Origin of the sequence: Marinovum sp. PR37 (assembly GCF_028807375.1) — a bacterium.
GTDB classification, from domain to species: Bacteria; Pseudomonadota; Alphaproteobacteria; order Rhodobacterales; family Rhodobacteraceae; genus Marinovum; species Marinovum algicola.
Genome location: NZ_JARAML010000036.1, coordinates 18,278 through 42,692, shown reverse-complemented (window position 1 = coordinate 42,692; position 24,415 = coordinate 18,278). Strand labels below are relative to the sequence as shown.

18 protein-coding genes are annotated in these 24,415 nt (G+C 63.1%); 2 read left to right on the top strand and 16 right to left on the bottom strand.

The window, feature by feature from the left end:
- Positions 1–133: 133 nt before the first annotated feature.
- Genes fusA through rpsL form a run of 3 tightly spaced genes read right to left on the bottom strand, consistent with a single transcriptional unit; the run spans position 134 to position 3,124 of the window.
- The gene (gene fusA / locus PVW49_RS21680) at positions 134–2,251 is read right to left on the bottom strand and encodes an elongation factor G (RefSeq protein ID WP_074840296.1); all 2,118 of its coding nucleotides are present in this window, start codon (positions 2,249–2,251) and stop codon (positions 134–136) included.
- A gap of 18 nt (positions 2,252–2,269) precedes the next feature.
- Positions 2,270–2,740 carry a 30S ribosomal protein S7 gene (rpsG, locus tag PVW49_RS21675; protein ID WP_048532943.1) on the bottom strand — a complete coding sequence of 157 codons (471 nt, stop codon included), beginning with the start codon at positions 2,738–2,740 and terminating at the stop codon, positions 2,270–2,272.
- A gap of 12 nt (positions 2,741–2,752) precedes the next feature.
- Positions 2,753–3,124 carry a 30S ribosomal protein S12 gene (gene rpsL / locus PVW49_RS21670; RefSeq protein ID WP_005862801.1) on the bottom strand — a complete coding sequence of 124 codons (372 nt, stop codon included), beginning with the start codon at positions 3,122–3,124 and terminating at the stop codon, positions 2,753–2,755.
- A 372-nt stretch (positions 3,125–3,496) separates the two neighbouring features.
- Here rpsL and PVW49_RS21665 point away from each other — a divergent pair, with 372 nt between their 5' ends.
- Complete coding sequence (locus PVW49_RS21665; RefSeq protein ID WP_074840294.1) at positions 3,497–4,321, top strand: putative rhamnosyl transferase; 825 nt, start codon at positions 3,497–3,499, stop codon at positions 4,319–4,321.
- On the opposite strand, the gene PVW49_RS21660 is transcribed toward PVW49_RS21665, so the two are convergent.
- The 6 genes from PVW49_RS21660 to rplJ form a co-directional block, all read right to left on the bottom strand.
- Positions 4,268–5,155 carry a DMT family transporter gene (locus PVW49_RS21660; protein WP_274591551.1) on the bottom strand — a complete coding sequence of 296 codons (888 nt, stop codon included), beginning with the start codon at positions 5,153–5,155 and terminating at the stop codon, positions 4,268–4,270. The genes PVW49_RS21665 and PVW49_RS21660 overlap by 54 nt on opposite strands.
- Before the next feature lie 182 nt (positions 5,156–5,337).
- Positions 5,338–9,576 (bottom strand): DNA-directed RNA polymerase subunit beta', encoded by a 4,239-nt coding sequence (gene rpoC, locus PVW49_RS21655; RefSeq protein ID WP_048532946.1) that lies wholly within the window; start codon positions 9,574–9,576, stop codon positions 5,338–5,340.
- A 79-nt stretch (positions 9,577–9,655) separates the two neighbouring features.
- Positions 9,656–13,792: a DNA-directed RNA polymerase subunit beta gene (gene rpoB, locus PVW49_RS21650; protein ID WP_048532947.1), complete on the bottom strand. Its 4,137-nt coding sequence runs from the start codon at positions 13,790–13,792 to the stop codon at positions 9,656–9,658.
- Between the two features lie 534 nt (positions 13,793–14,326).
- Positions 14,327–14,968 carry a PEBP family protein gene (locus PVW49_RS21645; RefSeq protein WP_074840288.1) on the bottom strand — a complete coding sequence of 214 codons (642 nt, stop codon included), beginning with the start codon at positions 14,966–14,968 and terminating at the stop codon, positions 14,327–14,329.
- A 175-nt stretch (positions 14,969–15,143) separates the two neighbouring features.
- A complete protein-coding gene (rplL, locus tag PVW49_RS21640; protein WP_048532949.1) occupies positions 15,144–15,524 on the bottom strand; it encodes a 50S ribosomal protein L7/L12 in 381 nt (126 codons plus the stop codon).
- 71 nt (positions 15,525–15,595) lie between these two features.
- The gene (rplJ, locus tag PVW49_RS21635; RefSeq protein ID WP_074840298.1) at positions 15,596–16,114 is read right to left on the bottom strand and encodes a 50S ribosomal protein L10; all 519 of its coding nucleotides are present in this window, start codon (positions 16,112–16,114) and stop codon (positions 15,596–15,598) included.
- A 403-nt stretch (positions 16,115–16,517) separates the two neighbouring features.
- Between rplJ and PVW49_RS21630 the strand changes: the two genes are divergently transcribed.
- A complete protein-coding gene (locus PVW49_RS21630; protein WP_274591550.1) occupies positions 16,518–18,788 on the top strand; it encodes a polysaccharide lyase family 7 protein in 2,271 nt (756 codons plus the stop codon).
- A 61-nt stretch (positions 18,789–18,849) separates the two neighbouring features.
- On the opposite strand, the gene PVW49_RS21625 is transcribed toward PVW49_RS21630, so the two are convergent.
- From PVW49_RS21625 to secE, 7 genes are all read right to left on the bottom strand, one after another.
- On the bottom strand, positions 18,850–20,670 hold the full coding sequence (locus PVW49_RS21625) for an ATP-binding protein (protein ID WP_274591549.1): 1,821 nt from the start codon (positions 20,668–20,670) through the stop codon (positions 18,850–18,852).
- Positions 20,667–21,170 carry a hypothetical protein gene (locus tag PVW49_RS21620; protein ID WP_048532952.1) on the bottom strand — a complete coding sequence of 168 codons (504 nt, stop codon included), beginning with the start codon at positions 21,168–21,170 and terminating at the stop codon, positions 20,667–20,669. The genes PVW49_RS21625 and PVW49_RS21620 overlap by 4 nt, the downstream gene beginning before the upstream one ends.
- A 129-nt stretch (positions 21,171–21,299) precedes the next feature.
- Entirely contained in the window at positions 21,300–21,998 is a 699-nt protein-coding gene (gene rplA, locus PVW49_RS21615; RefSeq protein WP_048532953.1) for a 50S ribosomal protein L1, read from the bottom strand.
- 1 nt (position 21,999) lies between these two features.
- Positions 22,000–22,425 carry a 50S ribosomal protein L11 gene (rplK, locus tag PVW49_RS21610; RefSeq protein WP_048532954.1) on the bottom strand — a complete coding sequence of 142 codons (426 nt, stop codon included), beginning with the start codon at positions 22,423–22,425 and terminating at the stop codon, positions 22,000–22,002.
- Positions 22,426–22,588: 163 nt separating this feature from the next.
- On the bottom strand, positions 22,589–23,122 hold the full coding sequence (gene nusG / locus PVW49_RS21605) for a transcription termination/antitermination protein NusG (RefSeq protein WP_048532955.1): 534 nt from the start codon (positions 23,120–23,122) through the stop codon (positions 22,589–22,591).
- Positions 23,123–23,302: 180 nt separating this feature from the next.
- Positions 23,303–23,944 (bottom strand): hypothetical protein, encoded by a 642-nt coding sequence (locus PVW49_RS21600; protein ID WP_048532956.1) that lies wholly within the window; start codon positions 23,942–23,944, stop codon positions 23,303–23,305.
- Between the two features lie 103 nt (positions 23,945–24,047).
- Positions 24,048–24,245: a preprotein translocase subunit SecE gene (gene secE, locus PVW49_RS21595; protein ID WP_048532958.1), complete on the bottom strand. Its 198-nt coding sequence runs from the start codon at positions 24,243–24,245 to the stop codon at positions 24,048–24,050.
- Positions 24,246–24,415 lie beyond the last annotated feature (170 nt).

Below are 24,415 nucleotides of genomic sequence, written 5' to 3'. Positions count from 1 at the left end.
GTTGCAGTGCGGTTTGGAACGCTCAAACTTTTCCTTTGCCATGGTAGTGGCTCCCTTGATTTGGTCTTGCGGTGCGCATCAATGCGCACCCTACGGGGGGTTGTAGGGTGCGCCTTTACGGCGCACCGCTCGCTTATGCGTATTTGGACTGGATCTCGTCCGAGATGTTCTGCGGCACCGGATCGTAGTGATCGAACTGCATGGTGAACTGGGCGCGGCCCGAGCTCATCGAACGCAGGGTGTTGATGTAGCCGAACATATTGGCCAGCGGCACCATGGAGGCGATTGCCACGGCATTGCCGCGCGGCTCCTGACCGGTCACCTGGCCGCGACGCGAGGTCAGGTCGCCGATGATGCCACCGGTGTATTCTTCCGGGGTCACCACTTCGACCTTCATGATCGGCTCCAGCAGCTTGGCGCCGGCTTTCTTCATGCCTTCGCGCATGCCCATGCGGGCGGCGATCTCGAAGGCCAGAACGCTGGAGTCCACGTCGTGGAATTTACCGTCAACCAGAGCCACCTTGAAGTCGATCACCGGGAAGCCTGCCAGCGGACCGGAGTCCATGACCGACTTGATGCCCTTTTCGACGCCGGGGATGTATTCCTTGGGAACGGCACCGCCGACGATGCGGCTCTCGAAGGAATAGCCTTCGCCCGGCTCGGTGGGCGTGATGATGAGCTTGACCTCGGCGAACTGACCGGAGCCACCCGATTGCTTCTTGTGGGTGTAGGTGTGCTCGACCTCGTGACCGATGGTCTCACGATAGGCCACCTGCGGCGCACCGATGTTGGCTTCGACCTTGAATTCGCGCTTCAGGCGATCGACGAGAATGTCGAGGTGAAGTTCGCCCATGCCCTTCATGATGGTCTGACCGCTCTCGATGTCGGTCTCGACGCGGAACGACGGGTCTTCCGCCGCCAGACGCGCCAGGCCGGCCGACATCTTCTCCTGGTCGCCCTTGGTCTTGGGCTCGACCGCGATCTCGATCACCGGATCGGGGAAGGTCATGGTTTCCAGCACCACCGGATCGGACTTGTCGCACAGGGTGTCACCGGTCGTGGTGTTCTTCAGCCCGCCAAGCGCGATGATGTCGCCGGCATAGGCTTCGGAAATCTCGTCCCGGTTGTTCGAGTGCATCATCATCATCCGGCCAACGCGCTCGGTGTTGCCCTTGGTCGAGTTCAGCATCGAGTCGCCCTTGTTGAGCACACCCGAATAGATCCGCACGAAGGTCAGCGAGCCGACGAAGGGGTCGTTCATGATCTTGAACGCCAGGCCCGAGAACGCCATGTTGTCATCCGCGCGGCGCGGGATGTTGCGGGTCTCGGTCTCGTCGCCGGGCTTGAAGCCCATGTAGTCGACCACGTCCAGCGGGCTGGGCAGATAGTCGATCACGGCGTTGAGCAGCGGCTGGACGCCCTTGTTCTTGAAGGCGGAACCGCCCAGAACCGGAACGAAGGACAACGAAAGCGTGCCCTTGCGCAGCAGTTTGCGCAGGGTGGCCACGTCGGGCTCTTCACCTTCGAGGTAGGCTTCCATCGCGTCGTCGTCCATTTCGACGGCCGCTTCGATCATCTTGCCGCGCCATTCCTCGGCCACGTCCTTGAGGCTGTCGCGGATCTCTTCCTGGAACCAGGTCGCGCCGAGGTCTTCGCCCCGCCAGACCCATTCCTTCATGGTCACCAGGTCGATCAGGCCTTCGAGCTCGTTCTCGGCACCGATCGGGATGCCGACGGGCACGGCGGTGGCGCCGGTGCGGTCTTCGATCATCTCGACACAGTTGAAGAAGTCGGCGCCGATCTTGTCCATCTTATTGACGAAGACGATGCGCGGAACCTTGTAGCGGTCAGCCTGACGCCACACGGTTTCGGTCTGGGGTTCGACACCGGCGTTGGCGTCGAGCACACAGACGGCACCGTCGAGAACCGCCAGCGAACGCTCGACTTCGATGGTGAAGTCGACGTGGCCGGGGGTGTCGATGATGTTCAGGCGGTGCTTGGGGCTGTCGGGTTCGGTGCCGTTCTCGGTGCGCTCCCAGAAGGTCGTGGTCGCGGCCGAGGTGATGGTGATCCCGCGTTCCTGCTCCTGCTCCATCCAGTCCATGGTGGCGGCGCCATCGTGCACCTCACCGATGTTGTGGGATTTGCCGGTGTAAAACAGGATCCGTTCCGAGCAGGTGGTCTTGCCTGCGTCGATATGGGCCATGATGCCGAAGTTGCGGTAGCGGTCGAGCGGATAATCGCGTGCCATTGGATAAAGCCTCTGAATTTACCAGCGGTAATGGCTGAACGCTTTGTTCGCGTCGGCCATCTTGTGGGTGTCTTCGCGCTTCTTAACAGCAGAACCGCGGGAATTGACAGCATCCAGCAGCTCGCCTGCGAGGCGTTCTTCCATTGTGTTTTCGTTGCGGGCGCGGCTGGCGTTGATCAGCCAGCGGATGGCCAGCGCCTCGCGGCGCTCGGGGCGCACTTCGACGGGCACCTGGTAGGTGGCACCACCCACACGGCGCGAGCGGACCTCGACCGAGGGTTTGATGTTGTCGAGCGCTTCGTGGAACAGTTCCACCGGGGCGCGCTTGACCTTGCCTTCGATGCGGTCGAGCGCATTGTAGACGATCTTCTCTGCGACCGACTTCTTGCCGTCGATCATCAGGTTGTTCATGAATTTTGTCAGAACCCGGTCACCATATTTGGCGTCGGGCAGGACTTCGCGTTTTTCAGCGGCGTGACGACGAGACATATCCTGATCCTCTTACTTAGGACGCTTCGCGCCGTATTTCGAGCGGCGTTGCTTACGATCTTTGACGCCCTGGGTATCCAGAACACCGCGAAGGATGTGATAGCGCACACCGGGAAGGTCTTTGACACGACCGCCGCGGATCAGCACAACCGAGTGCTCTTGCAGGTTGTGGCTTTCACCGGGGATGTAGCTGATCACTTCGTAACCGTTGGTCAGGCGCACCTTGGCCACCTTCCGCATCGCCGAGTTCGGCTTTTTCGGCGTGGTGGTGTAGACACGGGTGCAGACGCCGCGCTTCTGCGGGCATTGTTCCAGGTGCTGCGACTTGGACCGTTTGACTTTCGGCTGCCGCGGCTTGCGGATCAGCTGTTGGATCGTTGGCATAGAGGTATCGTCTCCGCTTTCGCTCTCATTTCTTGCATGAGGGCGCCCCCATGCGGTGTTGTTCAGTCCCGCGCCCGCCTTCCCCGTGCATGCAGGGGGCTCACAAGCGCAAAATCCGCGATCACAGCCATTCCGAGGTCTGCGACGCGGTTGGTTATCAGAGGATCGGAGCGCTAACTGCCCGGATCTTGACCACTGCAATATGATGTCGGCACGCGGGATGGCCCCGAAACCGAGATGAGGGTGGCGTATAGGGGGAGTCGCAGGCCTTGTCAACAGCGCGCCCCGGGCGGTCCGGGCCGCTTGCCAAGCGCGGCGCGGCAATGCAAGGCTGCGGCATTGGTTAGCACCCCCTCAGGCGGAGAAAAAGTAGTGCAGGTCATTGGATTGTGCCGATTTTCCTATCCGGCGCTCGGCGGTTTCCAGGTCGAGCATGACAGCATCGAGGACCGCATCGCCTATCTCTACGCGCCCGCGCGCATGGAAGAGCGGTTCCGACATTTCGAGGCGGTCACCCTGCCCGGCCTCAAGGCCCAGACCGACGGCGATTTCACCTTTCTGATCGTCGTCGGCGACCAGCTGCCGAAACCCCATGCCGACCGGCTGCATGACCTTGTCGCCGATTTTCCCCAGGCCCGGATCATTGCCCATCCGCCACGAGAGCATCGCCCGGTGATGGCCGAGGTCCTCAATGACGCCCGCCAGGATCTGGGCCAGCCCTGCCTGCAATTCCGTCACGACGATGACGATGCCATTGCGGTCAGCTTTGTTCAGCGCCTGCGCGAGGCGGCGGCCGATTGCCCCGGCCTGATGCGCGATCACCGGCTGGTGGGCTTCGACTTCAACCGCGGCTTCATCGCCCGGCCCGACAGCGGCGGCCTTCTGGCGCAGGAGACGGTCACCCCCTATTGGGGCGTGGCCCTGGCCATGGCGGTCAAACCCTGGGCGCGGCACACGATCATGAATTTCGGCCACAACCGGATCAACCGCTTCATGCCGACGGTCACCTTTACCCACGAAGACATGTTTGTCCGCGGCCACAACGACCACAACGACAGCCGTCAGGGCCGCAAGGTCACCAAGGTCGATCTCCGACGGCTCGACGGCGCCGGAGAGCGGCATTTCGAAACCACCTTCGCAATCTCATCGGACCGGGTACGCGAGATTTTTGCGGGAACGCCGCGCCTCGCGCCATAGGGTAAAGACCCCCATGGCCACCACAATGAAGGCCCCCAGCAGCGTCAGCGGCTCGGGCCAGTCGCCCCAGACCAGAAAGCCCAGGATCAGCGCCCAGATCAACCCGGTGTAACGAAACGGCGCGGTAAAGCTCACCTCGCCGACCCGCATCACCATCACCGAGCAGAGATAGGCCGCCAGGATGAAACCGGCCGCGATCACGATAAAGAGCGCGTTCTGCGGCGCGATCGGCTGCCAGCCGCCCGGCAGGCTGGCCAGCCCGGCAAATCCCATGACCGAAACCGCCCCCATGAACGACACCATGAGCGAGGGCACCTGAACCGACATCGCGCGCGTGGCCAGATCGCGCAGGGTGGAGCAGACAACCGCCACCAGAGCGAACAGTGTCGCGTCGGAAAACCCGTCCGGCCCCGGCCGCACGATCAGCAACATGCCGCCAAAACCCACCGCGATGGCGCTCCACCGCCGCCAGCCCACCGGCTCGCGCAGAACCAGCGCCGCCCCGAGCGCGACGCTCAGCGGCAGGATCTGAAGGATCGCGGTGACATTGGCCAGCGGCATGCGGAACAACGCCGAGAGAAAGAACACCGTCGTCCCCACCTCGGTCAGCGAGCGCACGACGACCAGGGCCCAGTCGCGCCGCGAGAGGCCGAGCCGCAGCGCGCCCAAGTGCCGCGCCAGAAAGAACAGGAACAGGCTGGCGATCACCCCGCGCAGGAAGATCAGCTGAAACAGCGGCACCTCGCCCGCCGTCAGTTTCACGAAGGTATCGTTGAAGGTGAACCCCGCCATCGATCCCATCATCAACAGCGCCCCGCGCGTATTGTCCTGCATGTGCCTGCCCCTCGTCTTGCCCGATAATCGCCCGCAAGAGCCGCCCTTCCCGAGACGCGACGCTCGGGCCGGATCGGGCAGGCTCTTCCGGCTGAACCAGAACACTGCGCGCCGCTGACGCACAATGAAAAAACCCCGCCCGGTTCGCACCGGACGGGGCTGAAGCTGTCAGCGAGCTGCGATCAGTCGCGGCTGTCTTCGTCCATCACCGGCTGGGTAAAGGCATCGCCCCCCACCATGTCGTCCGAAGGCGCTGCCAGGGCGGCCGCCGCTTCCGCTTCCTCGCGGCGCGCGCCGATCACCACGTTGTCGCGGTCCTGGGCAATGCGGCGGACCTTCTGGGTCGCGCCACCGGTGCCCGCCGGGATCAGGCGGCCGACGATGACGTTCTCCTTGAGCCCCACCAGCTTGTCCTTCTTGCCCTGCACCGAGGCTTCGGTGAGAACGCGGGTGGTCTCCTGGAAGGAGGCCGCCGAGATGAACGACCGGGTCTGAAGCGAGGCCTTGGTGATCCCCAAGAGGATCGGTTCGCCCTGCGCCTCGCGCCCGCCCTTCGACAGCGCCTTTTCGTTGGCGGCGTCGAATTCGGCCTTGTCCACATGTTCGCCCTTGAGCAGCGTGGTGTCGCCCGAATCCTGGATTTCCCACTTCTGCAACATCTGGCGCACGATCACTTCGACATGCTTGTCGTTGATCTTCACGCCTTGCAGTCGATAGACGTCCTGGACCTCGTCGATCATGTAGTTGGCCAGAGCCTCGATCCCCATGATGGCGAGGATGTCGTGCGGCGCCGGGTTGCCGTCCATGATGTAGTCGCCCTTCTGGACGAAGTCACCTTCCTGAACCGGAATGTGCTTGCCCTTGGGCACCATGTATTCGACCGGCTCCAGGCTGTCGTCGGCCGGTTCGATCGCGATGCGGCGCTTGTTCTTGTAGTCCTTGCCAAAGCGCACATAGCCGTCGATCTCGGCGATGATCGCGTGGTCCTTGGGACGCCGGGCTTCGAAGAGTTCGGCCACACGCGGCAGACCACCGGTGATGTCCTTGGTCTTGGCGCCTTCACGCGGAATACGCGCCACGACGTCACCGGCCTTCACATCGACACCGTCATCGACCGACAGAATGGCGTCGACCGACATCGGATAGGTGATCGGGTTGCCCGCCTCGTTGCGCACCGGCTCGCCGTCGCCATCGATCAGGATGATCTCGGGCTTGAGTTCGTTGCCCTTCGGAGCCGCACGCCAGTCGGCGACGATTTTCTGGGTCATGCCGGTGGCATCGTCGGTCTCCTCGCGCACGGCGACACCGTTCACCAGGTCGACGTGACGGGCGATACCGTCCTTCTCGGCGATGATCGGCAGGGTATAGGGATCCCATTCGAACAGCTTGTCGCCGCGGGCCACCTGCTGGCCTTCCTTGACAAACAGCTTGGTGCCGTAGCCCAGCTTGAAGCTGGCCCGTTCGGCGCCGTGCTCGTCCTGGATCACCAGCTTCATGTTCCGGCCCATCACCAGGGTCTCGCCAAGGGCGTTTTCCAGCGTGTTGGCCGCCTCGAAGGCCACGACGCCATCGGTGCCCGCCTCCTGGAAGGACTGCTGACCACCCTGGGCAACGCCGCCGATGTGGAAGGTCCGCATCGTCAGCTGGGTGCCGGGTTCGCCGATCGACTGCGCTGCGATGATGCCCACCGCTTCGCCGGAGTTGACCATGGTGCCGCGTGCGAGGTCACGGCCGTAGCACATGGCACAGACGCCCTCTTCGGCCTCACAGGTCAGCGGGCTGCGGATGCGCATCTTTTGCACCCCCAGATCCTCGATGGTGTCGGCCATGCGCTCGTCGATCAGGGTGCCAGCCTTGCAGACCACGTCCTCGGTGCCGGGGGCCAGCACATCGTCGGCCGCGACACGGCCCAGGATACGCTCGCCCAGCGACGACACGATCTCGCCGTCGTTGACCGCCGCTTCCGCGGTGATCGCCCGGTCGGTTTCGCAATCGTGCAGACGCACGATGCAATCCTGCGCCACGTCCACCAGACGACGGGTCAGGTAGCCCGAGTTCGCCGTCTTCAGAGCGGTGTCCGACAGACCTTTCCGCGCGCCGTGGGTCGAGTTGAAGTATTCAAGAACGGTCAGACCTTCCTTGAAGTTCGAGATGATCGGCGTCTCGATGATGTCGCCGTTCGGCTTCGCCATCAGGCCGCGCATCCCGCCCAGCTGCTTCATCTGCGTGACCGAGCCCCGGGCACCGGAGTGCGCCATCATGTAGACCGAGTTCGGCTCCATGACCGAGCCATCCTCGGCGTGACGTTCGGCCGAGATGGTCGACATCATCGCTTCGGTGACCTTGTCGTTACACTTCGACCAGGCATCGACGACCTTGTTGTACTTCTCACCTTGGGTGATCAGACCGTCCATGTACTGCTGTTCGAAGTCCTTCACCTGATCGCGCGTCTCTTCGACGATCGGCCATTTGGTGTCGGGGATGACCATGTCGTCCTTGCCGAAGGAGATGCCGGCCTTGAAGGCTTCCTTGAAGCCCATCGACATGATCTGGTCGCAGAAGATCACCGACTCTTTCTGACCGCAATAGCGGTAGACGGTGTCGATGACGCGCTGCACGTCCTTCTTCCGCAGAAGCTGGTTGACCAGTTCGAAGGGCGCCTTGGCATTCAGCGGCAGCAGACCGCCAAGCCGCAGCCGGCCCGGGGTGGTCTCGTAACGCTTCATCACCTCGAGGCCGTCTTCGTCGATCTGCTTGACCCGCGCGGTGATCTTGGCGTGCAGATGCACTTCACCGGCGCCGAGCGCGTGCTCGACTTCCTCGATCGAGGAGAAGGCCATGCCCTCGCCCTTCATGCCATCGCGCTGGATGGTGAGGTAGTAGAGACCGAGAATCATATCCTGCGACGGAACGATGATCGGCGCGCCGTTGGCGGGCGACAGGACGTTGTTGGTCGACATCATCAGCACGCGCGCTTCCAGCTGGGCTTCCAGCGAGAGCGGCACGTGAACGGCCATCTGGTCGCCGTCGAAGTCGGCGTTGAAGGCCGAACAGACCAGCGGGTGAAGCTGGATCGCCTTGCCTTCGATCAGCGTGGGCTCGAAGGCCTGGATGCCCAGACGGTGCAGCGTCGGCGCGCGGTTCAGCAGAACCGGGTGCTCGCGGATCACCTCGTCGAGGATGTCCCAGACCTCGGGGCGCTCTTTCTCGACCAGCTTCTTGGCCTGCTTGACGGTCGAAGAAAGACCTTTGGCTTCAAGCCGCGAATAGATGAACGGCTTGAACAGCTCGAGCGCCATCTTCTTGGGCAGACCGCACTGATGCAGCTTCAGTTCCGGCCCGGTCACGATGACCGACCGGCCCGAGAAGTCGACCCGTTTCCCCAGAAGGTTCTGACGGAAGCGGCCCTGCTTGCCCTTGAGCATGTCCGAGAGCGATTTCAACGGACGCTTGTTGGCACCGGTGATGACGCGGCCGCGACGGCCGTTGTCGAACAGCGCATCCACCGATTCCTGAAGCATCCGCTTTTCGTTGCGGACGATGATATCCGGCGCGCGCAGCTCGATCAGCCGCTTGAGGCGGTTGTTCCGGTTGATCACGCGGCGATAGAGATCGTTGAGGTCGGAGGTCGCAAAGCGGCCACCGTCCAGCGGCACCAGCGGGCGCAGTTCCGGCGGGATGACCGGAATGACGGTCATGACCATCCATTCCGGGCGGTTGCCGGATTCGAGGAAGCTCTCGACGACCTTCAGACGCTTGATGATCTTCTTGGGCTTCAGTTCGCCTGTCGCCTCTTTCAGATCGGCGCGCAGGGTCTCGGCCTCGGACTCGAGGTCGATGGCGGCCAGCATCTCGCGGATCGCCTCGGCGCCGATGTTGGCGGTGAAGGCGTCCATGCCATAGGCGTCCTGGGCGTCCATGAACTCTTCTTCGGTCATCATCTGACCGTAGGTGAGGTCGGTGAGGCCCGGTTCGATCACCACGTAGTTCTCGAAGTAGAGCACACGTTCCAGATCACGCAGCGTCATGTCCAGCATCAGGCCGATGCGCGAGGGCAGCGACTTGAGGAACCAGATATGGGCGCAGGGCGCGGCCAGCTCAATGTGGCCCATGCGTTCGCGGCGGACCTTTTGCAGCGTGACTTCGACACCGCATTTCTCGCAGACGACACCGCGATACTTCATGCGCTTGTACTTGCCGCAGAGGCATTCGTAATCCTTGATCGGGCCAAAGATACGCGCGCAGAACAACCCGTCACGCTCGGGCTTGAACGTGCGGTAGTTGATGGTTTCCGGCTTCTTGATCTCGCCATAGGACCACGAGAGGATCCGCTCGGGCGAGGCAAGAGACACCTTGATCTCGTCGAAGGTCTTGACCGGGGCGACGGGGTTGAACGGATTGTTGGTCAGTTCCTGGTTCATTTGATGTCCTCAAAACGGGAGGGTGCGGGGAAGGTCGGCAGGGCGGGCGTAGGGTGGGGTTTTACCCCACCGATGCGCCTCACTCATCCTCCTCCGCATCCAGGAGTTCCATGTTCAGGCCGAGGCCGCGGACTTCCTTGACGAGCACGTTGAAGCTCTCGGGAACGCCCGCCTCGAAGTTGTCCTCGCCCTTGACGATCGATTCATAGACCTTGGTCCGGCCGGCCACATCGTCCGACTTCACGGTCAGCATCTCTTGCAGGGTATAGGCGGCGCCGTAAGCTTCCAGAGCCCAGACCTCCATCTCCCCGAAGCGCTGGCCACCGAACTGCGCCTTACCGCCCAGCGGCTGCTGGGTGACGAGGCTGTAGGGCCCGGTCGAACGCGCGTGGATCTTGTCGTCCACCAGATGGTGCAGCTTGAGCAGGTACTTCACGCCCACGGTGACAGGACGCGAGAACTGCTCGCCGGTGCGGCCGTCGAAGAGCACGGATTGGCCCGACTCCGAGAAGCCCGCACGCACCAACGCATCGTTGACGTCGCCTTCCTTGGCACCGTCGAAGACCGGTGTCGCGATCGGCACGCCACGGGCGACGTTGCCCGCCGCCTCGAGCAGACGGTTCTCGTCCATGTCCGACAGGCCTTCTTCATAGACCTCGTCGCCATAGGCGATCCGCATCGCTTCGCGCACCGGGGTCAGATCACCCGAGCGGCGGTATTCGTCCAGCGCGTCGTCGACCTTGATGCCCAGACCGCGTGCGGCCCAGCCCATGTGCGTCTCGAGGATCTGACCGACGTTCATCCGCGACGGAACGCCGAGCGGGTTGAGGCAGAAGTCGACCGGGGTGCCATCGGCGAGGAACGGCATGTCCTCCATCGGCACAACGCGCGAAATCACACCCTTGTTGCCGTGACGGCCGGCCATCTTGTCGCCCGGCTGAAGCTTGCGCTTCACCGCGATGAAGACCTTGACCATTTTCATCACGCCCGGCGGCAGGTCGTCGCCGCGGCGGACCTTCTCGACCTTGTCCTCGAAGCGGGCGTCGAGCTGGCGTTTCTGCGCCTCGTATTGCTCGTTCAGCGCCTCGACGATCTTGGCGTCTTCCTCGTCCTCGATCGCCAGCTGCCACCACTGGCCACGGCTCAGGCTGTCGAGCAGATCCTGGGTGATCTCGGAGTTCGGGCGCACGCCGCGCGGACCCTTGACCGCCACCTTGCCGAGGATCAGATCGCTGAGACGCGCATAGATGTTGCGGTCGAGGATGGCGAGCTCGTCGTCCCGGTCACGGGCCAGACGCTCGATTTCCTCACGCTCGATCTGCAACGCCCGTTCGTCTTTCTCGACGCCGTGACGGTTGAAGACACGCACTTCCACGACGGTGCCGAAATCGCCCGGCTTCACCCGCAGCGAGGTGTCGCGCACGTCCGAGGCTTTCTCACCGAAGATGGCGCGCAGGAGTTTTTCCTCCGGCGTCATCGGCGATTCACCCTTCGGAGTGATCTTGCCCACCAGGATATCGCCCGGTTCCACATCGGCGCCGATGTAGACGATGCCCGCCTCGTCGAGGTTGCGCAGGGCTTCCTCGCCGACGTTGGGGATGTCGCGGGTGATCTCTTCCGGCCCGAGCTTGGTATCGCGGGCGGCGACTTCGAATTCCTCGATGTGAACCGAGGTAAAGACGTCGTCACGCGCGATGCGCTCGGAGATCAGGATCGAGTCTTCGTAGTTGTAGCCGTTCCACGGCATGAAGGCGACGATCACGTTCTTGCCGAGGGCCAGTTCGCCCATGTCGGTCGAGGGACCGTCGGCAATCACTTCGCCCTGCTGCACCGTGTCACCCACCTTCACCAGCGGACGCTGGTTGATGCAGGTGTTCTGGTTCGACCGCTGGAACTTGCGCATCCGGTAGATATCGACGCCGGGGTCGCCGACCTCGAGATTGTCGGTGGCCCGGATCACGATCCGCTGGGCATCGACCTGGTCGATGATGCCGCCACGGCGCGCGGTCACCGCCGCACCGGAGTCGCGGGCGACGATTTCCTCGATGCCGGTGCCCACAAGCGGCGCTTCCGAGCGCAGCGTGGGAACCGCCTGACGTTGCATGTTCGAGCCCATCAGAGCGCGGTTGGCGTCGTCGTTTTCAAGGAACGGAATGAGCGAGGCAGCGACCGAAACCAGCTGTTTCGGCGACACGTCGATCAGGTCCACGTTCTCGTTCGGCGACAGGGTGTAGTCGCCCGACTTCCGGGTCGAGACCAGATCGTTCACGAACTTCATGTTCTCGTCGAGGTTGGCGTTGGCCTGCGCCACGGTATGGCGCATTTCCTCGGTCGCGGACATGTAGTGCACCTCGTCGGTGACGGTGCCTTCCTTGACCACACGGTACGGTGTTTCGATGAAGCCGTATTTGTTCACGCGGGCAAACGTGGCCAGCGAGTTGATCAGACCGATGTTCGGGCCTTCCGGCGTTTCAATCGGGCACATCCGGCCATAGTGTGTCGGGTGAACGTCGCGCACCTCAAAGCCGGCGCGCTCGCGGGTCAGACCGCCCGGGCCAAGGGCCGAGAGACGGCGTTTGTGGGTGACTTCCGACAGCGGGTTGGTCTGGTCCATGAACTGCGACAGCTGCGACGAGCCGAAGAATTCGCGCACGGCGGCCGCCGCCGGTTTGGCGTTGATCAGATCCTGCGGCATGACGGTGTCGATCTCGACCGAGGACATGCGCTCCTTGATCGCGCGTTCCATGCGCAGCAGACCCACGCGGTACTGATTTTCCATCAGCTCGCCGACCGAACGCACACGGCGGTTGCCAAGGTGGTCGATGTCGTCGATGTCGCCACGCCCGTCGCGCAGATCCACCAGCGCCTTGATGCAGGCGACGATATCCTCGCGGTCCAGCGTGCGCTGGGTGTCGGGCTTATCGAGCGCCAGACGCATGTTCATCTTCACCCGACCAACGGCCGAGAGGTCATAGCGCTCGCTGTCGAAGAACAGCGTATCGAAGAGTGCCGAAGCGGCCTCGACGGTGGGCGGCTCGCCCGGACGCATCACGCGGTAGATATCCATGAGCGCGCTGTCGCGGCCCATGTTCTTGTCCTGCGCCATGGTGTTGCGCATGTAGGCGCCGACGGTGATGTTGTCGATGTCCAGCACCGGGATCTCGGTGACGCCCGCGTCGATCAGCTCTTTCAGAGTGCCGCCGGTGACATCGCCATCCTTGTCGACTTCCCAGGTCAGCTCGTCGCCGGCCTCGACGTAGATCGCGCCGTTTTCCTCGTTGATGATGTCCTTGGCGGCGAACTTGCCGACGATCTGCTCGAAGGGCAGCAGCAGATCCTTGACCTTGCCTTCGTCGATCAGCTTCTTGACCGCCCGCGGCGTCACCTTCTTGCCGGCCTCGCCGATGATCTCGCCACTGTCGGCATCCACCAGGTCATAGGTCGGGCGGGTGCCGCGCACACGCTCGGGGAAGAACTTGGTCACCCAGCCCTCACCCTTGCGCAGGGAATAGGTCACGGTGTTGTAATAGGCGTCCATTATCGCCTCTTGATCGAGCCCCAGCGCATAGAGCAGGGTCGTCACCGGCAGTTTGCGGCGACGGTCGATCCGGGCAAAGACGATGTCCTTGGCGTCGAATTCAAAGTCGAGCCAGGAGCCACGGTAGGGGATGATCCGGCAGGCAAAGAGCAGCTTGCCCGAGGAATGGGTCTTGCCCTTGTCATGGTCAAAGAACACGCCCGGCGAACGGTGCATCTGGGAAACGATGACCCGCTCGGTGCCGTTCACGACAAAGGTGCCGTTCGGCGTCATCAGGGGCATGTCGCCCATGTAGACATCTTGTTCCTTGATATCCTTGACGGATTTCGCGCCGGTATCCTCATCGATATCAAACACGATCAGCCGCAGCGTCACCTTGAGCGGCGCGCTGTAGGTCAGGTCGCGTTGCTGACATTCCTCGACATCGAACTTCGGCTTTTCCAGCGCGTAATCGACGAATTCGAGAACCGCGGTCTCGTTGAAATCCTTGATCGGAAAGACCGACTGGAAGACACCCTTGATGCCCTCGCCATCCATCGGCTCGAGCTGGTCGCCGGACTTCAGGAACAGGTCATAAGAGCTTTTCTGAACCTCGATGAGGTTCGGCATTGCGAGGACTTCACGGATTTTGCCGTAGTACCGGCGAAGACGTTTCTGGCCAAGGAAGCTTTGCGCCATGAGGGGAGTGCCCTTTCGATTTTCTCTGCCCGAACGCGCGCAGTGCCGGGGCTGCAACGGCGCATTCTCGTCAGTGACGGCGTGAAACGGATCCATTCTCGGCGCACGTCCCACCGCGCGTCACTCGATCTCGATTTCCCTGCCTTGGAAAACTCCCCGATCGGGGGGCTTGCCAAGAAGGGCCTGCGAACCATCTGTTTGGAAAGATCGGAATATGGGGGTTACTACGATGATTTCAATGCGTCGCCGCCACCTCATATTCAGAACGAAACACGCACGGGTTCGAATCGGTCGAACCCGCGGGAGACTTCCGAATATTCGGTGAACAGCGCGAACGCAAGACCCCTCAGGAGGGTTTCGCGTTTTCTTGACATCCGCCGAGTGTGACAAAAACCGGCCCGCTGGTCAAGCAGCGAGGGCCGTTGCATAGCGGCCCTGAACGCCAATGTTGTCGAAAATGCGCGTGATCTGACCGCGGCAACCGTCACTTTTCCGCTTGCGCGCCTCACGTGATCGTGACGTACGCCACAATGGTCACTTCACGCTCAACCGGCACAACAGGGTGTTGCTCTGCTCCAGGTCGGGGCCCCAGATCAGCGCCGCCTCTTCGGCCCAGTCGATCTCGTCATAGCCCTCTTTCGGGCCGACCTCCTCTTCGGAATAGACGCTGGCGGCGGTCCAACCCGAGGCATCGAAGCCCGCATGATCCCAGCCGACCGGCTCGTCCTCCGCCTCGAACCCGCAGGGCGCGCTGCCCGCCACCGGCGTTTCCTCGGCGGCACAGGATTTGTCGAGCGGCGCGGTATGGATGACGCGGCATTGCCAATCGGCGTCGCTGACCGCGACCATCTCGCCCGCCGCGTCGCGGATCTGAAGGATCAGCCCGCCGTCGCCCATCTGCTGCCGATCGGTGCCGATATACTCGAGACCGGTGTCATCCTGCCTGTAGTCCATCGCCACCACCCCGATCACGAAGGGCCGGTCGGCATCGAAGCTGAAGCTTTCGGCGTTGAAAGACCGTTCGGTGCTGGCCGGCACGCTGTCTTCGGCAACTGTTTCGCCGTTGATCCGCATCTCGAACCAATTGTCGGCCCAGACATCGGCCTGGAATGTTTCAGCCGAGAGCGCGCCCGAGGACATGGCAAGCAGGGTTGCGGCGGCAAAAATACGGGTCATGAGGTCATCCTTGTCACTGGTAAGGGCCGGATACGCGGCTGTGCCCTGTTGACCCGAAACGATAGGTGGGACCGGCAAAAAAACAAGCGCCCCCGAAACGGAGGCGCTTGCGGTAATCCAACCCTGAGGCGGAGACCCGGAGGATGTCCGGCGTGACCCCGCCGTCAGGCCGCGATCACTTGAGCTCGACTTCGGCGCCAGCTGCTTCCAGCTTGCCTTTGATCTCTTCGGCTTCTTCTTTCGAAACCTGCTCTTTGACAGCCTTGCCGCCGGCTTCGACCAGCTCTTTGGCTTCTTTCAGGCCCAGGCCGGTGATGCCACGGACTTCTTTGATGACGTTGATCTTCTTGTCGCCTGCGGCCTTCAGGATCACGTCAAATTCGGTTTGCTCCTCAGCAGCCGCGGCGCCTGCGCCGTCTGCCGGGCCGGCCATCATCACTGCGCCGCCAGCTGCGGGCTCGATGCCGTACTCGTCTTTGAGGATGGTTTTCAGTTCTTGTGCTTCCAGCAGGGTCAGACCAACGATCTCTTCTGCCAGTTTCTTCAGATCAGCCATTTTTGACTCTTTCCGTATCTAGATGTGTTCCAACGTGTGGGCGCATGCCCCACGAAAGTCTTCGGTTTGCCTTACGCCGCTTCGGCCTTTTCCTCGATGGTCGAGAGGATGGAAGCGATGTTCGAAGCAGGTGCGCCAATGGCACCGGCGATGTTCGAAGCAGGTGCGCCGATCATGCCCGCGATGGTAGCAATGAGCTCATCACGCGACGGCATTTTCGACACGGCCTCGACACCGGCACGGTCCAGAGCGTTTTCACCCATTGCACCGCCAAGGATTTCGAACTTCTTGTTCTCCTTGGCGAAGCCCTCGGCGACCCGGGCTGCTGCCACGGGGTCCTCGGAATAGGTGAGCACGGTCATGCCCGAAAGGTAGTCAGCAATGCTTGCGCAGGGCTTTCCCTCAAGGGCGATCTTGGCGAGCCTGTTCTTGGCGACACGTACAGCACCACCCGCATCGCGCGCACGCGAACGGAGGTCTTGCATCTCGGCAACCGTGAGACCTTCGTAGTGGGCAACCACCACGACGCCAGAGCTTTCGAAGATCTGGCCGAGTTCGTCGACCAATTTCTCTTTCTGGGCTCTATCCACAGTTTCACTCCAATTGTGGGGGTTTCCCCCCGGCTCGGTTCTGCCGGGCTTGCACCCGGCGTTCAGGTCCTTTTTACGGGGGTCCGCCAAGAACGCCCGAGGCGCAAAGCCCTCGGCCAATCTGGTCTTCTCCCGTCTCAGGCAGGAAATTAAGCCGCGGATTTGACCCGGGGCACCCACCGTCTCGGACGAAATGTACCACGCGGCCCGAATCGGACCTGCGGCACAGGTGCGTGCAGTAAGACGGATCGGGGCCGGGATCAAGGCCCGAGTAGGCTCGGCGCCTTTCCGCCTCTGCCCCCCTGTCGTACAGGAAACCACTGGCGCCAATCCGCTACATCTGACAGTCTAGTATCCCAGATAGCTTTACCGCTATCTCGATCACAGCATTTGGGAGGACACTGTGAACCACCTTCTTCGGAATTCCATTCTGCTGGGCGTCGCCTCGGTTTTCGGGACGCAGGCCTTTGCCAATACCGCGTGTGACGGTATCGGCAGCCTGACCATCGTCTCGGCGACCGACGACGGCCTCTACGAGGAAACCCACGGCCCCGAGAATACCATCGATGGCAATTTCGACCCGGATTCGCGCTGGTCGAACCAGGGCCAGGGCACACCGAAAAGCCTGCTGCTCGATCTCGGCGCCGAGCAGACTGTGAAATCGCTGGCGATTGCCTGGTACAAGGGCGACAGCCGCAAATCCACCTTCGAAGTCGAAACCTCACCCGATGGGGCGCGCTTCGAAACCGTGCGGGCCGAAGGCCAGTCGGGCGGCGGAACGCGGGATCTCGAGCGCTACGACATCGCGCCGGTTCAGGCGCAGTACCTGCGCATCAACGCAAAGGGCAACGTGGCCAACGACTGGAACTCCATTGTCGAAGTGGCGGCCTATGGCTGCGGCACACCGGTGGACAAACCCGACCAGCCGGTGCTGACCGAGCGGCAGGGGGCCGGGCTGTACGGCCTCGACCCTGAAAAGACGCCGGGCGAGAATTTCGACCTCGCGGGCTGGTACGTGACCACCCCCGCCGATGATGACGGCGACGGCACGTCCGACAGCGTCTATGAAAACGAGCTTGCCGCCGGCTGGACCGATCCGCGCTATTTCTACACCGATCCGGCCACTGGCGGCATGGTGTTCCGGGTGACATCGGCGGGGGCCAAGACCTCGGCCAATACATCTTATACCCGCACCGAGCTGCGCGGCATGCTGCGCCGGGGCGATTATGCCATCCAGACCCGGATCGAGGGCGGATATCCCAACAAGAACAACTGGGTCTTTTCCTCGGCGCCGCTTTCGGCCCAGGCCGCATCGGCGGGCGTCGATGGCACGTTGCGCGCCACGCTCTCGGTCAACCAGGTCACCCGCCAGGGCAAGGCCTATCAGGTCGGCCGCGTGGTCATCGGGCAGATCCACGCCAAGAACGATGAGCCGATCCGGCTGTACTACCGCAAGCTGCCGCAGAACAAATACGGCTCGATCTATTTCGCGCATGACCCCGAGACCGGCAAGGAGGTCTGGGTGGACGTGATCGGCGGCCGGGGCGACCGGATTGCCAACCCCGAGGACGGCATCGCGCTGGACGAGATTTTCAGCTACGAGATCAAAGTCACGGGCAGGCCCGAGGGCGACCGGATCATTCCCATGCTGCACCTCAAGATCATCCGCGACGACGGGACGGAGGTGGTGGCCGAGCCCTTCGACATGCGCGACAGCGGATTTTCCGTCGAGGACGAGTTCATGTTCTTCAAGGCCGGCGCCTATACCGGCAACAACACCAGCCCCGCGCCCGAGACCGATTTCGACCGGGTGATCTTTTACGCGTTGGACTACACGCACGACGCGCCGCCGGCCGACGGACCGCCGCTGACCAAGGCCATCGCACAACGCTCCCCGGCGCCGGCTGCCCCGGCCAGCCCCGGCATCGTCTTTGACGACAGTTTCGCCGATGGCGGCCGCGACGACGGCGCTGACGCCAGCGACAGCAACTGGTGGACTACCTCGAACAGCAGTTCGATCGAGGTCTCCCAGGGCCGGCTGGGCCTGGTCTCCGGCGGCTCGGGCCGGGGCATCCGCACCACCTTTGCGCCGCAGATGCTGACCGAGGGGCAGACGCTGAAGGCCAGTTTCACCTTCGAGACGCCGGCGACCATAGGTCACGATCGGGGGGCCGCCTTCCGCGTCGGGCTGTTTGACACGCTGGGCCGTGGCGCGCTCGAGGGCGACCTTTCGGCCTCGTCAAAAAGCCCGAATGCCACGTATGACGGGCTGCCGGGGTATCTGATCACTTACGACGTCAACACCGCCGAAGCCGCCAATATCGAGGTCCGCAAGCACAACGACCAAGCTCTCGGCCGGCTGCTCGGCGGGCTCGACGCCTGGGACATGCTGGGCGAAGGCGGCGCGTCCTATCGGTTCGCGGCCGGTCAGACCTATACCGGCACGCTCGCGGTGGCAAAACGCGCCGAGGGCGTCGAGATCACTGGCACGCTGATGCAGGATGGCGAAGTGCTCAGCACCTTCAGCCAGATCGACCCGGGCAGTGATATCGACACCCTGGGCATGCTGGCCTTTCACGTGAACTCCAAGACCTTCGGCTCTTCCAAGTCGCCGGGCGAGACCGACAATGGCCTCGATTTCACCAATGTGAAACTGGAAGTGCTGGCCGAGTGATCTGCCGCCAGGGTCACGGCAAGGGCGCCGCGCGCGGTGCCCTTGCTGCACTCCAGAGAGTTCAGGCAGCGCCGGCCACCGCGGCGGGATCGACCGGCGCGGCATCCAGCTTGGCCAAAAGCGTCTTTTTCGACACCGGCTTGCCGATCACGTCGTTCATGCCCTCTTCCAGGTAGCCGCGCCTTTGATGTTCCATGATATTCGCGGTCACCGCGATGATACGCACCGGCGGCCGGTCGTTCGCCGACTCGAGCCGGCGAATGCGACGGGTGGCCTCGATCCCGTCCATCACCGGCATCTGGATATCCATCAGGATGATGTCAAAGTCCGTGGCCTCGACCGTGGCCACCGCATCGGCGCCATCGGCGGCCTCGGCGATGCGGCTGGCCCGATCTTTGAGAAAGCGCCGCAGCAGCAGCCGGTTGGTGGCATTGTCATCGACCACCAGCACCCGCGGCCCGGCGCGCGATGCGGCGTCCGGCGCCGGCTCGGCGTCCGCCGGGGCGGCGGCGGCCGTATCGGCGGGGTCGACCGCCGGCAGATCGAGATCGAACCAGAAGATCGCGCCCTCGCCCACCGCGCTCTCGAGGCCGATGTCGCCGCCCATCGCCTCGATCAGCTGGCGCGAGACCGACAGGCCGAGGCCGGTGCCACCGTGTTTGCGGGTGATGCTGACATCGGCCTGGGTGAAAGGCCGAAAGATCATCGCCTGGTCTTCCGGCGCGATCCCCGGCCCGGTGTCGCGCACCGATATGCGGATGCGGCCGGTGTCGGGCAGCCGCTCGGCGGTGATCCGAACTTCGCCCTCGGCGGTGAATTTCAGCCCGTTGCTGATCAGGTTGTGCAACACCTGACGCAGCCGCGTGCCGTCGCCCATCACCCGGCGCGGCAGATCCGGCGCCAGCTCGGTGCGCAGGCGCAGCCCCTTGTCCCGGGCGGTGGATCGATAGAGCGCATGGGCAACCCCGATCGCCTCGGCCAGATCGAAGGGGCGGCGGTCGATCACCAGTTCGCCGGCCTCCACCTTGGCCAGGTCGAGCACATCGTTCAGCGTGTTCAGCAGCACCTCGCCGGATTGCCGGATGATCTTGACGCAGGCGGTCTGATCGGTGTCGAGCCGGGTTTCGGCCAGCTCGCCCGCCATGCCGAGGATGCCGTTCAGAGGGGTGCGGATCTCATGGCTGACATTGGCCAGAAAGCGGGTCTTGGCCTCGCTGGCCTGGGCCGCCGCCTGCCGCAGCCGCATCTCGCGCTTCTGCGCCACGCCGGCATAGATGATCTCGGCGATGACATACATCACCAGCAGACCCATCAGCGCGACGATCAGCGTCTGCAACCGTTCGGAACCGGCATCCTCGAGCGTGCGCAGGGTCAGCTCGGCAAAGCTTCGGTTCTGGAAAGTGGCCAGCCAGATCACGCGCAACTCGCGTGCGATACCCGACATCTCTTCGGCAAGGCTGACCGCGACCCGCGGCGGGATCAGCGGCCGGTCGAAGATCGCCTCTTCCTCGGCAGCAAGCAGCGCGCGGAACCGGGTCAGGATCTCGCGCATCTCCTCGGTCGCTCCGACGGCGGTGTTGTCAACCACGTCGATCCGGCTCCAGAGCAACTCGAAGCTGAATTCCACATCGGCGCGCTTGACCTCGCCGGTAGCATGCAACCGCAACGCCATCGAAAAGCGCAGCGTCTCGAACACCAGCTCGCTGACCTTCCAGGACGTCGCCGAAACCCGGTCCATCGCGCGCTCCTTGGTCCGGGTCATATCCGCCTGCTGCGCGACAAAGAGCACCGCAAGCGCCACGATCACGGCGACCGCCACAATCGCGCGGATGCTGCGCCCATGCTCGACCAGCGCGCCCTTGACCGCGGCCAGCCGGGTCACGGCCCGACGTGCACCTTTGCCAATTGCCAGACCATCTGGTTGTCAAACGGCGCATCCGCCGCCTCGGCCTCGGTCAGCGGAAAGACAATCCAGATCGGGCCCTTGTCGCGAATCCGCATCGGCCGCCCGGCATGATCCATCGCCAGCAGCGCCCCATGGCGCACCGCCAGATCGCGGGGAAAGGAAACCGCGTAATCGTTCAGCGCCGTCACCGTCAGGGTGTCGCCACGGGCCTGCGCCGCCGCCAGCACCGATGCCAGGGTCGGCCCGGCAAAGACCTGCGGCCCCTCGGTGAAGGAGGTGAAGGTCTCGATTTCGCGCCAGTCCAGCGCCATGAGCATGTCGCGGTCGAACTCGGCCATGTCTTCGGTGTTGGTGGCCGAGATATCGCCGGAAACGGTAAGCAGAACCCGCCCCTCCGGCGCGGAAAGTTCGGCCCGGGCGGCGGGCACCGCGCAGGCCATGGCCAGAAACAGGGTTGTCAGGATCTTGGGTAACATGGCGCAGCTCTCCTTTGTCGCCGGTGTCGAAAACGCCGGCAGGATGCGCGCAATTGCCTAAGAAACCCTTGCCCAAAAACGAAAAAACGCGCCCCGAGGGACGCGTTTTTCCTTAAATCTTGAAACGGATTATTCGGCGTTGGCCGATTCCACCGCCACCGACACGCCCGGGCCCATGGTCGAGCTGAGCGAGATCTTCTTCATGTAGGTGCCCTTGGCGCCGGCCGGCTTGGCTTTCGACACGGCACCGACAAAGGCGCGCACGTTCTCGGCCAGTTTCTCGGCATCGAAAGAGGCTTTGCCCACGCCAGCGTGCACGACACCGGCCTTCTCGACCTTGAACTGAACCTGGCCGCCCTTGGCGGATTTGACCGCCTCGGCCACATCCATGGTCACGGTGCCGACCTTGGGGTTCGGCATCAGGTTGCGCGGGCCCAGAACCTTGCCCAGACGGCCGACGATCGGCATCATGTCGGGGGTGGCAATGCAGCGATCGAACTCGATCTTGCCGGATTGCACGGTTTCCATCAGGTCCTCTGCACCGACGATGTCGGCGCCGGCGGCTTCGGCTTCCTCGGCCTTGGCGCCACGGGCAAAGACGGCGACACGCACGGTCTTGCCGGTGCCGTTGGGCAGGCCGACGACGCCGCGGACCATCTGGTCGGCGTGGCGCGGATCGACGCCGAGGTTGACGGCGATTTCGACGGTTTCGTCGAATTTCGCGTTGGCATTGCCCTTGATCAGGTCAATCGCCTCTTCGACCGAGACGTTTTCCTTGCCGGCAAAGGCTTCGCGGGCGGCGCGGCTGCGTTTTCCAAGTTTCGCCATCTTACTTCACCTCGATGCCCATGGAGTTGGCAGAGCCAACAATGATCTTCATCGCCGCTTCGATATCGTTGGCGTTGAGATCCTTCATCTTCGCTTCGGCGATTTCACGCACCTGCTTGACAGTGACCGAGCCCACGGTTTCCCGCGACGGGGTCTTGGCGCCGGATTTCAGCTTGGCGGCCTTCTTCAGGTAGTAAGACGCGGGCGGCGTCTTGATGTCCATGGTGAAGGACTTGTCCTGATAGTAGGTGATCACGGTCGGGCACGGCGCGCCCGGCTCCATGTCCTGCGTCTTGGCGTTGAACGCCTTGCAGAATTCCATGATGTTGATGCCGCGCTGACCGAGCGCGGGGCCGACGGGCGGCGACGGGTTGGCTTGCCCTGCGGGCACTTGCAGCTTCATGCTGCCGACGAGCTTCTTGGCCATTGGCCTTCTCCTTTGTCATCGGCGGGTTTGAAACCCACCCTATGAGACCGGAACGCGTTCCGGGCTCCTGCTAGCGTGGTGGGGCTCCGGCACGCGTGCCCTTGCCTCCCACGAACGAACGGACCTTGCGGCCCGCAGGGTGGGTGTTCAACCCACCGCTCCCTCAGCCCTGTTTCGAGACCTGAGTGAATTCCAGTTCCACCGGCGTCTCCCGGCCAAAGATCGAGACCGACACCTTGAGGCGCTGGTTGTCCTCGTCGACCTCTTCGATCATGCCGTCGAAATCCTCGAACGGCCCGTCCGAGACCTTGACCTTCTCGCCGACCTCGAAGTGGATCAGCGTGCGCGGCGTCTCTTCGCCTTCGGCAACACGGCCCAGGATCGCCTCAACCTCGGCATCGCGCATCGGCATCGGGCGGCCCTGCGGGCCGAGGAAACCGGTGACGCGGTTGATCGAGTTGATCAGGTGGTAGCCCTGGTCCGACATTTCCATCCGCACCAGCACATAGCCCGGCATGAAGCGGCGTTCGGTTGTCACCTTCTTGCCACGGCGGACCTCGATCACCTCTTCGGTGGGCACCAGAACCTCTTCGATCTGATCCTCGAGCCCCTGCTCTTCCACCGCTTGCTTGATCTGTTCGGCAATCTTCTTCTCGAAGTTCGAGAGGACGCTGACCGAATACCACCGTTTTGCCATCTGGCGCTCACCTTGCGTTGACCCGGCCTGCCCGACCGAAAGCGTTTTTGTTCATTGCCATGGGCCTGGCCCGGCATGAGTCCCGGAAACAAAAAATCGGCGCGTGAACCGAATCGCCACGCGCCAGATGTCTTGGGATGGCGGCTGTTTACTGCCCCATCGGAACGATTTCAAGGGGGCTTACCCCAGCCCGAGCCGATACATGACGGCCTTGATCCGGTCCTTGCGGCGCCACATGTCGCCGGCCACCACCCGGCGCATCTCCTTTTCAGAGATCTGCCAGGTCGCAAAGCTCACCCGGTTCTTGGCCGCCGGCAGCCGTACCACGGTGGGAAAATGCGTCGCAATGCGGGCCTGCCACCACTCCGGCGGCTGCACCGTCGCATGCGCGTTCTCGCCACTGTCGAGCACCTTGGAAGCCGGTGCCGTGGCAATATTGAAATAGGCATGATCGGTCAGCCCGCGCACGTCCGAGATCAGCAGGTCCACCTCGGTCTCGTCGAGATGCTCGAGCACGTCGGTATTCATCACCAGATCGGCCTGCGCCACCGGAAGCGTCTCGAGGCCGGGAATGGCCGGATCATAAAGGTAATGCGTCAGCCCCAACTTTTTTGCCACCCGCTCGGCCGCCTGCGATTTGCCGCAGCCGAAATCCAGCAGCGTCTTCGGCTGCCAACCCGGGGTGGTGGCCTGACCGGCGCGCACCGCATCGGCGATCAGCCCGACCAGCTTTTGCGACGAGCGGCCGTACCGCGGATCGGTGCGGTGGATCTCGCGGTAATGGGCCAGATTGCGCGTTGCGGAACTCTTCAGATCTGCCATGGGACCTCCTTGACCTGATGGAATACCCAGCCTCCCGGGCGTAAGGCCCGGATCGGCTGGCAGCTGACATGCCCCGGCCGCTGCGCGGCGCGGGAGCGGGAGGTCAGCCGAACATGTTCAGGACAGCCTGAAGCCCGCCGCGGATCAGCAGATCGACGATGGCAAAGAAGATCGCCGTCAGGGTCGCCATGATGAATACCATCACCGTGGTCAGCAGCACTTCGCGGCGGGTGGGCCAGACGACCTTGGCGATCTCGGCGCGCACCTGCTGAATGAACTGAAGGGGGTTGGTCATTGCCATTGGTCTGTCCTTGCAAGGGTCAGGGGGCGACTTACGCGCCTCGCCGACAGATTTCAAGGTCCGCCGCACCGGCTTTGCCGGCGAGGCCTGCCTGTTTTCTAGGCAGCGACGGTCAATTACGCGCCAGAGACACCCGCCATCTGTGGCGCCTTGGCTGCCGGCTGCCTAGT

Bases quoted from the DNA above. Each gene is read 5' to 3' on its own strand.
- fusA (WP_074840296.1), bottom strand. From the start codon at position 2,251: ATGGCACGCGATTATCCGCTCGACCGCTACCGCAACTTCGGCATCATG.
- rpsG (WP_048532943.1), bottom strand. From the start codon at position 2,740: ATGTCTCGTCGTCACGCCGCTGAAAAACGCGAAGTCCTGCCCGACGCC.
- rpsL (WP_005862801.1), bottom strand. From the start codon at position 3,124: ATGCCAACGATCCAACAGCTGATCCGCAAGCCGCGGCAGCCGAAAGTC.
- PVW49_RS21660 (WP_274591551.1), bottom strand. From the start codon at position 5,155: ATGCAGGACAATACGCGCGGGGCGCTGTTGATGATGGGATCGATGGCG.
- rpoC (WP_048532946.1), bottom strand. From the start codon at position 9,576: ATGAACCAGGAACTGACCAACAATCCGTTCAACCCCGTCGCCCCGGTC.
- rpoB (WP_048532947.1), bottom strand. From the start codon at position 13,792: ATGGCGCAAAGCTTCCTTGGCCAGAAACGTCTTCGCCGGTACTACGGC.
- PVW49_RS21645 (WP_074840288.1), bottom strand. From the start codon at position 14,968: ATGACCCGTATTTTTGCCGCCGCAACCCTGCTTGCCATGTCCTCGGGC.
- rplL (WP_048532949.1), bottom strand. From the start codon at position 15,524: ATGGCTGATCTGAAGAAACTGGCAGAAGAGATCGTTGGTCTGACCCTG.
- PVW49_RS21620 (WP_048532952.1), bottom strand. From the start codon at position 21,170: ATGTTACCCAAGATCCTGACAACCCTGTTTCTGGCCATGGCCTGCGCG.
- rplA (WP_048532953.1), bottom strand. From the start codon at position 21,998: ATGGCGAAACTTGGAAAACGCAGCCGCGCCGCCCGCGAAGCCTTTGCC.
- rplK (WP_048532954.1), bottom strand. From the start codon at position 22,425: ATGGCCAAGAAGCTCGTCGGCAGCATGAAGCTGCAAGTGCCCGCAGGG.
- nusG (WP_048532955.1), bottom strand. From the start codon at position 23,122: ATGGCAAAACGGTGGTATTCGGTCAGCGTCCTCTCGAACTTCGAGAAG.
- PVW49_RS21600 (WP_048532956.1), bottom strand. From the start codon at position 23,944: ATGGCAGATCTGAAGAGTTCCGCAACGCGCAATCTGGCCCATTACCGC.
- secE (WP_048532958.1), bottom strand. From the start codon at position 24,245: ATGGCAATGACCAACCCCCTTCAGTTCATTCAGCAGGTGCGCGCCGAG.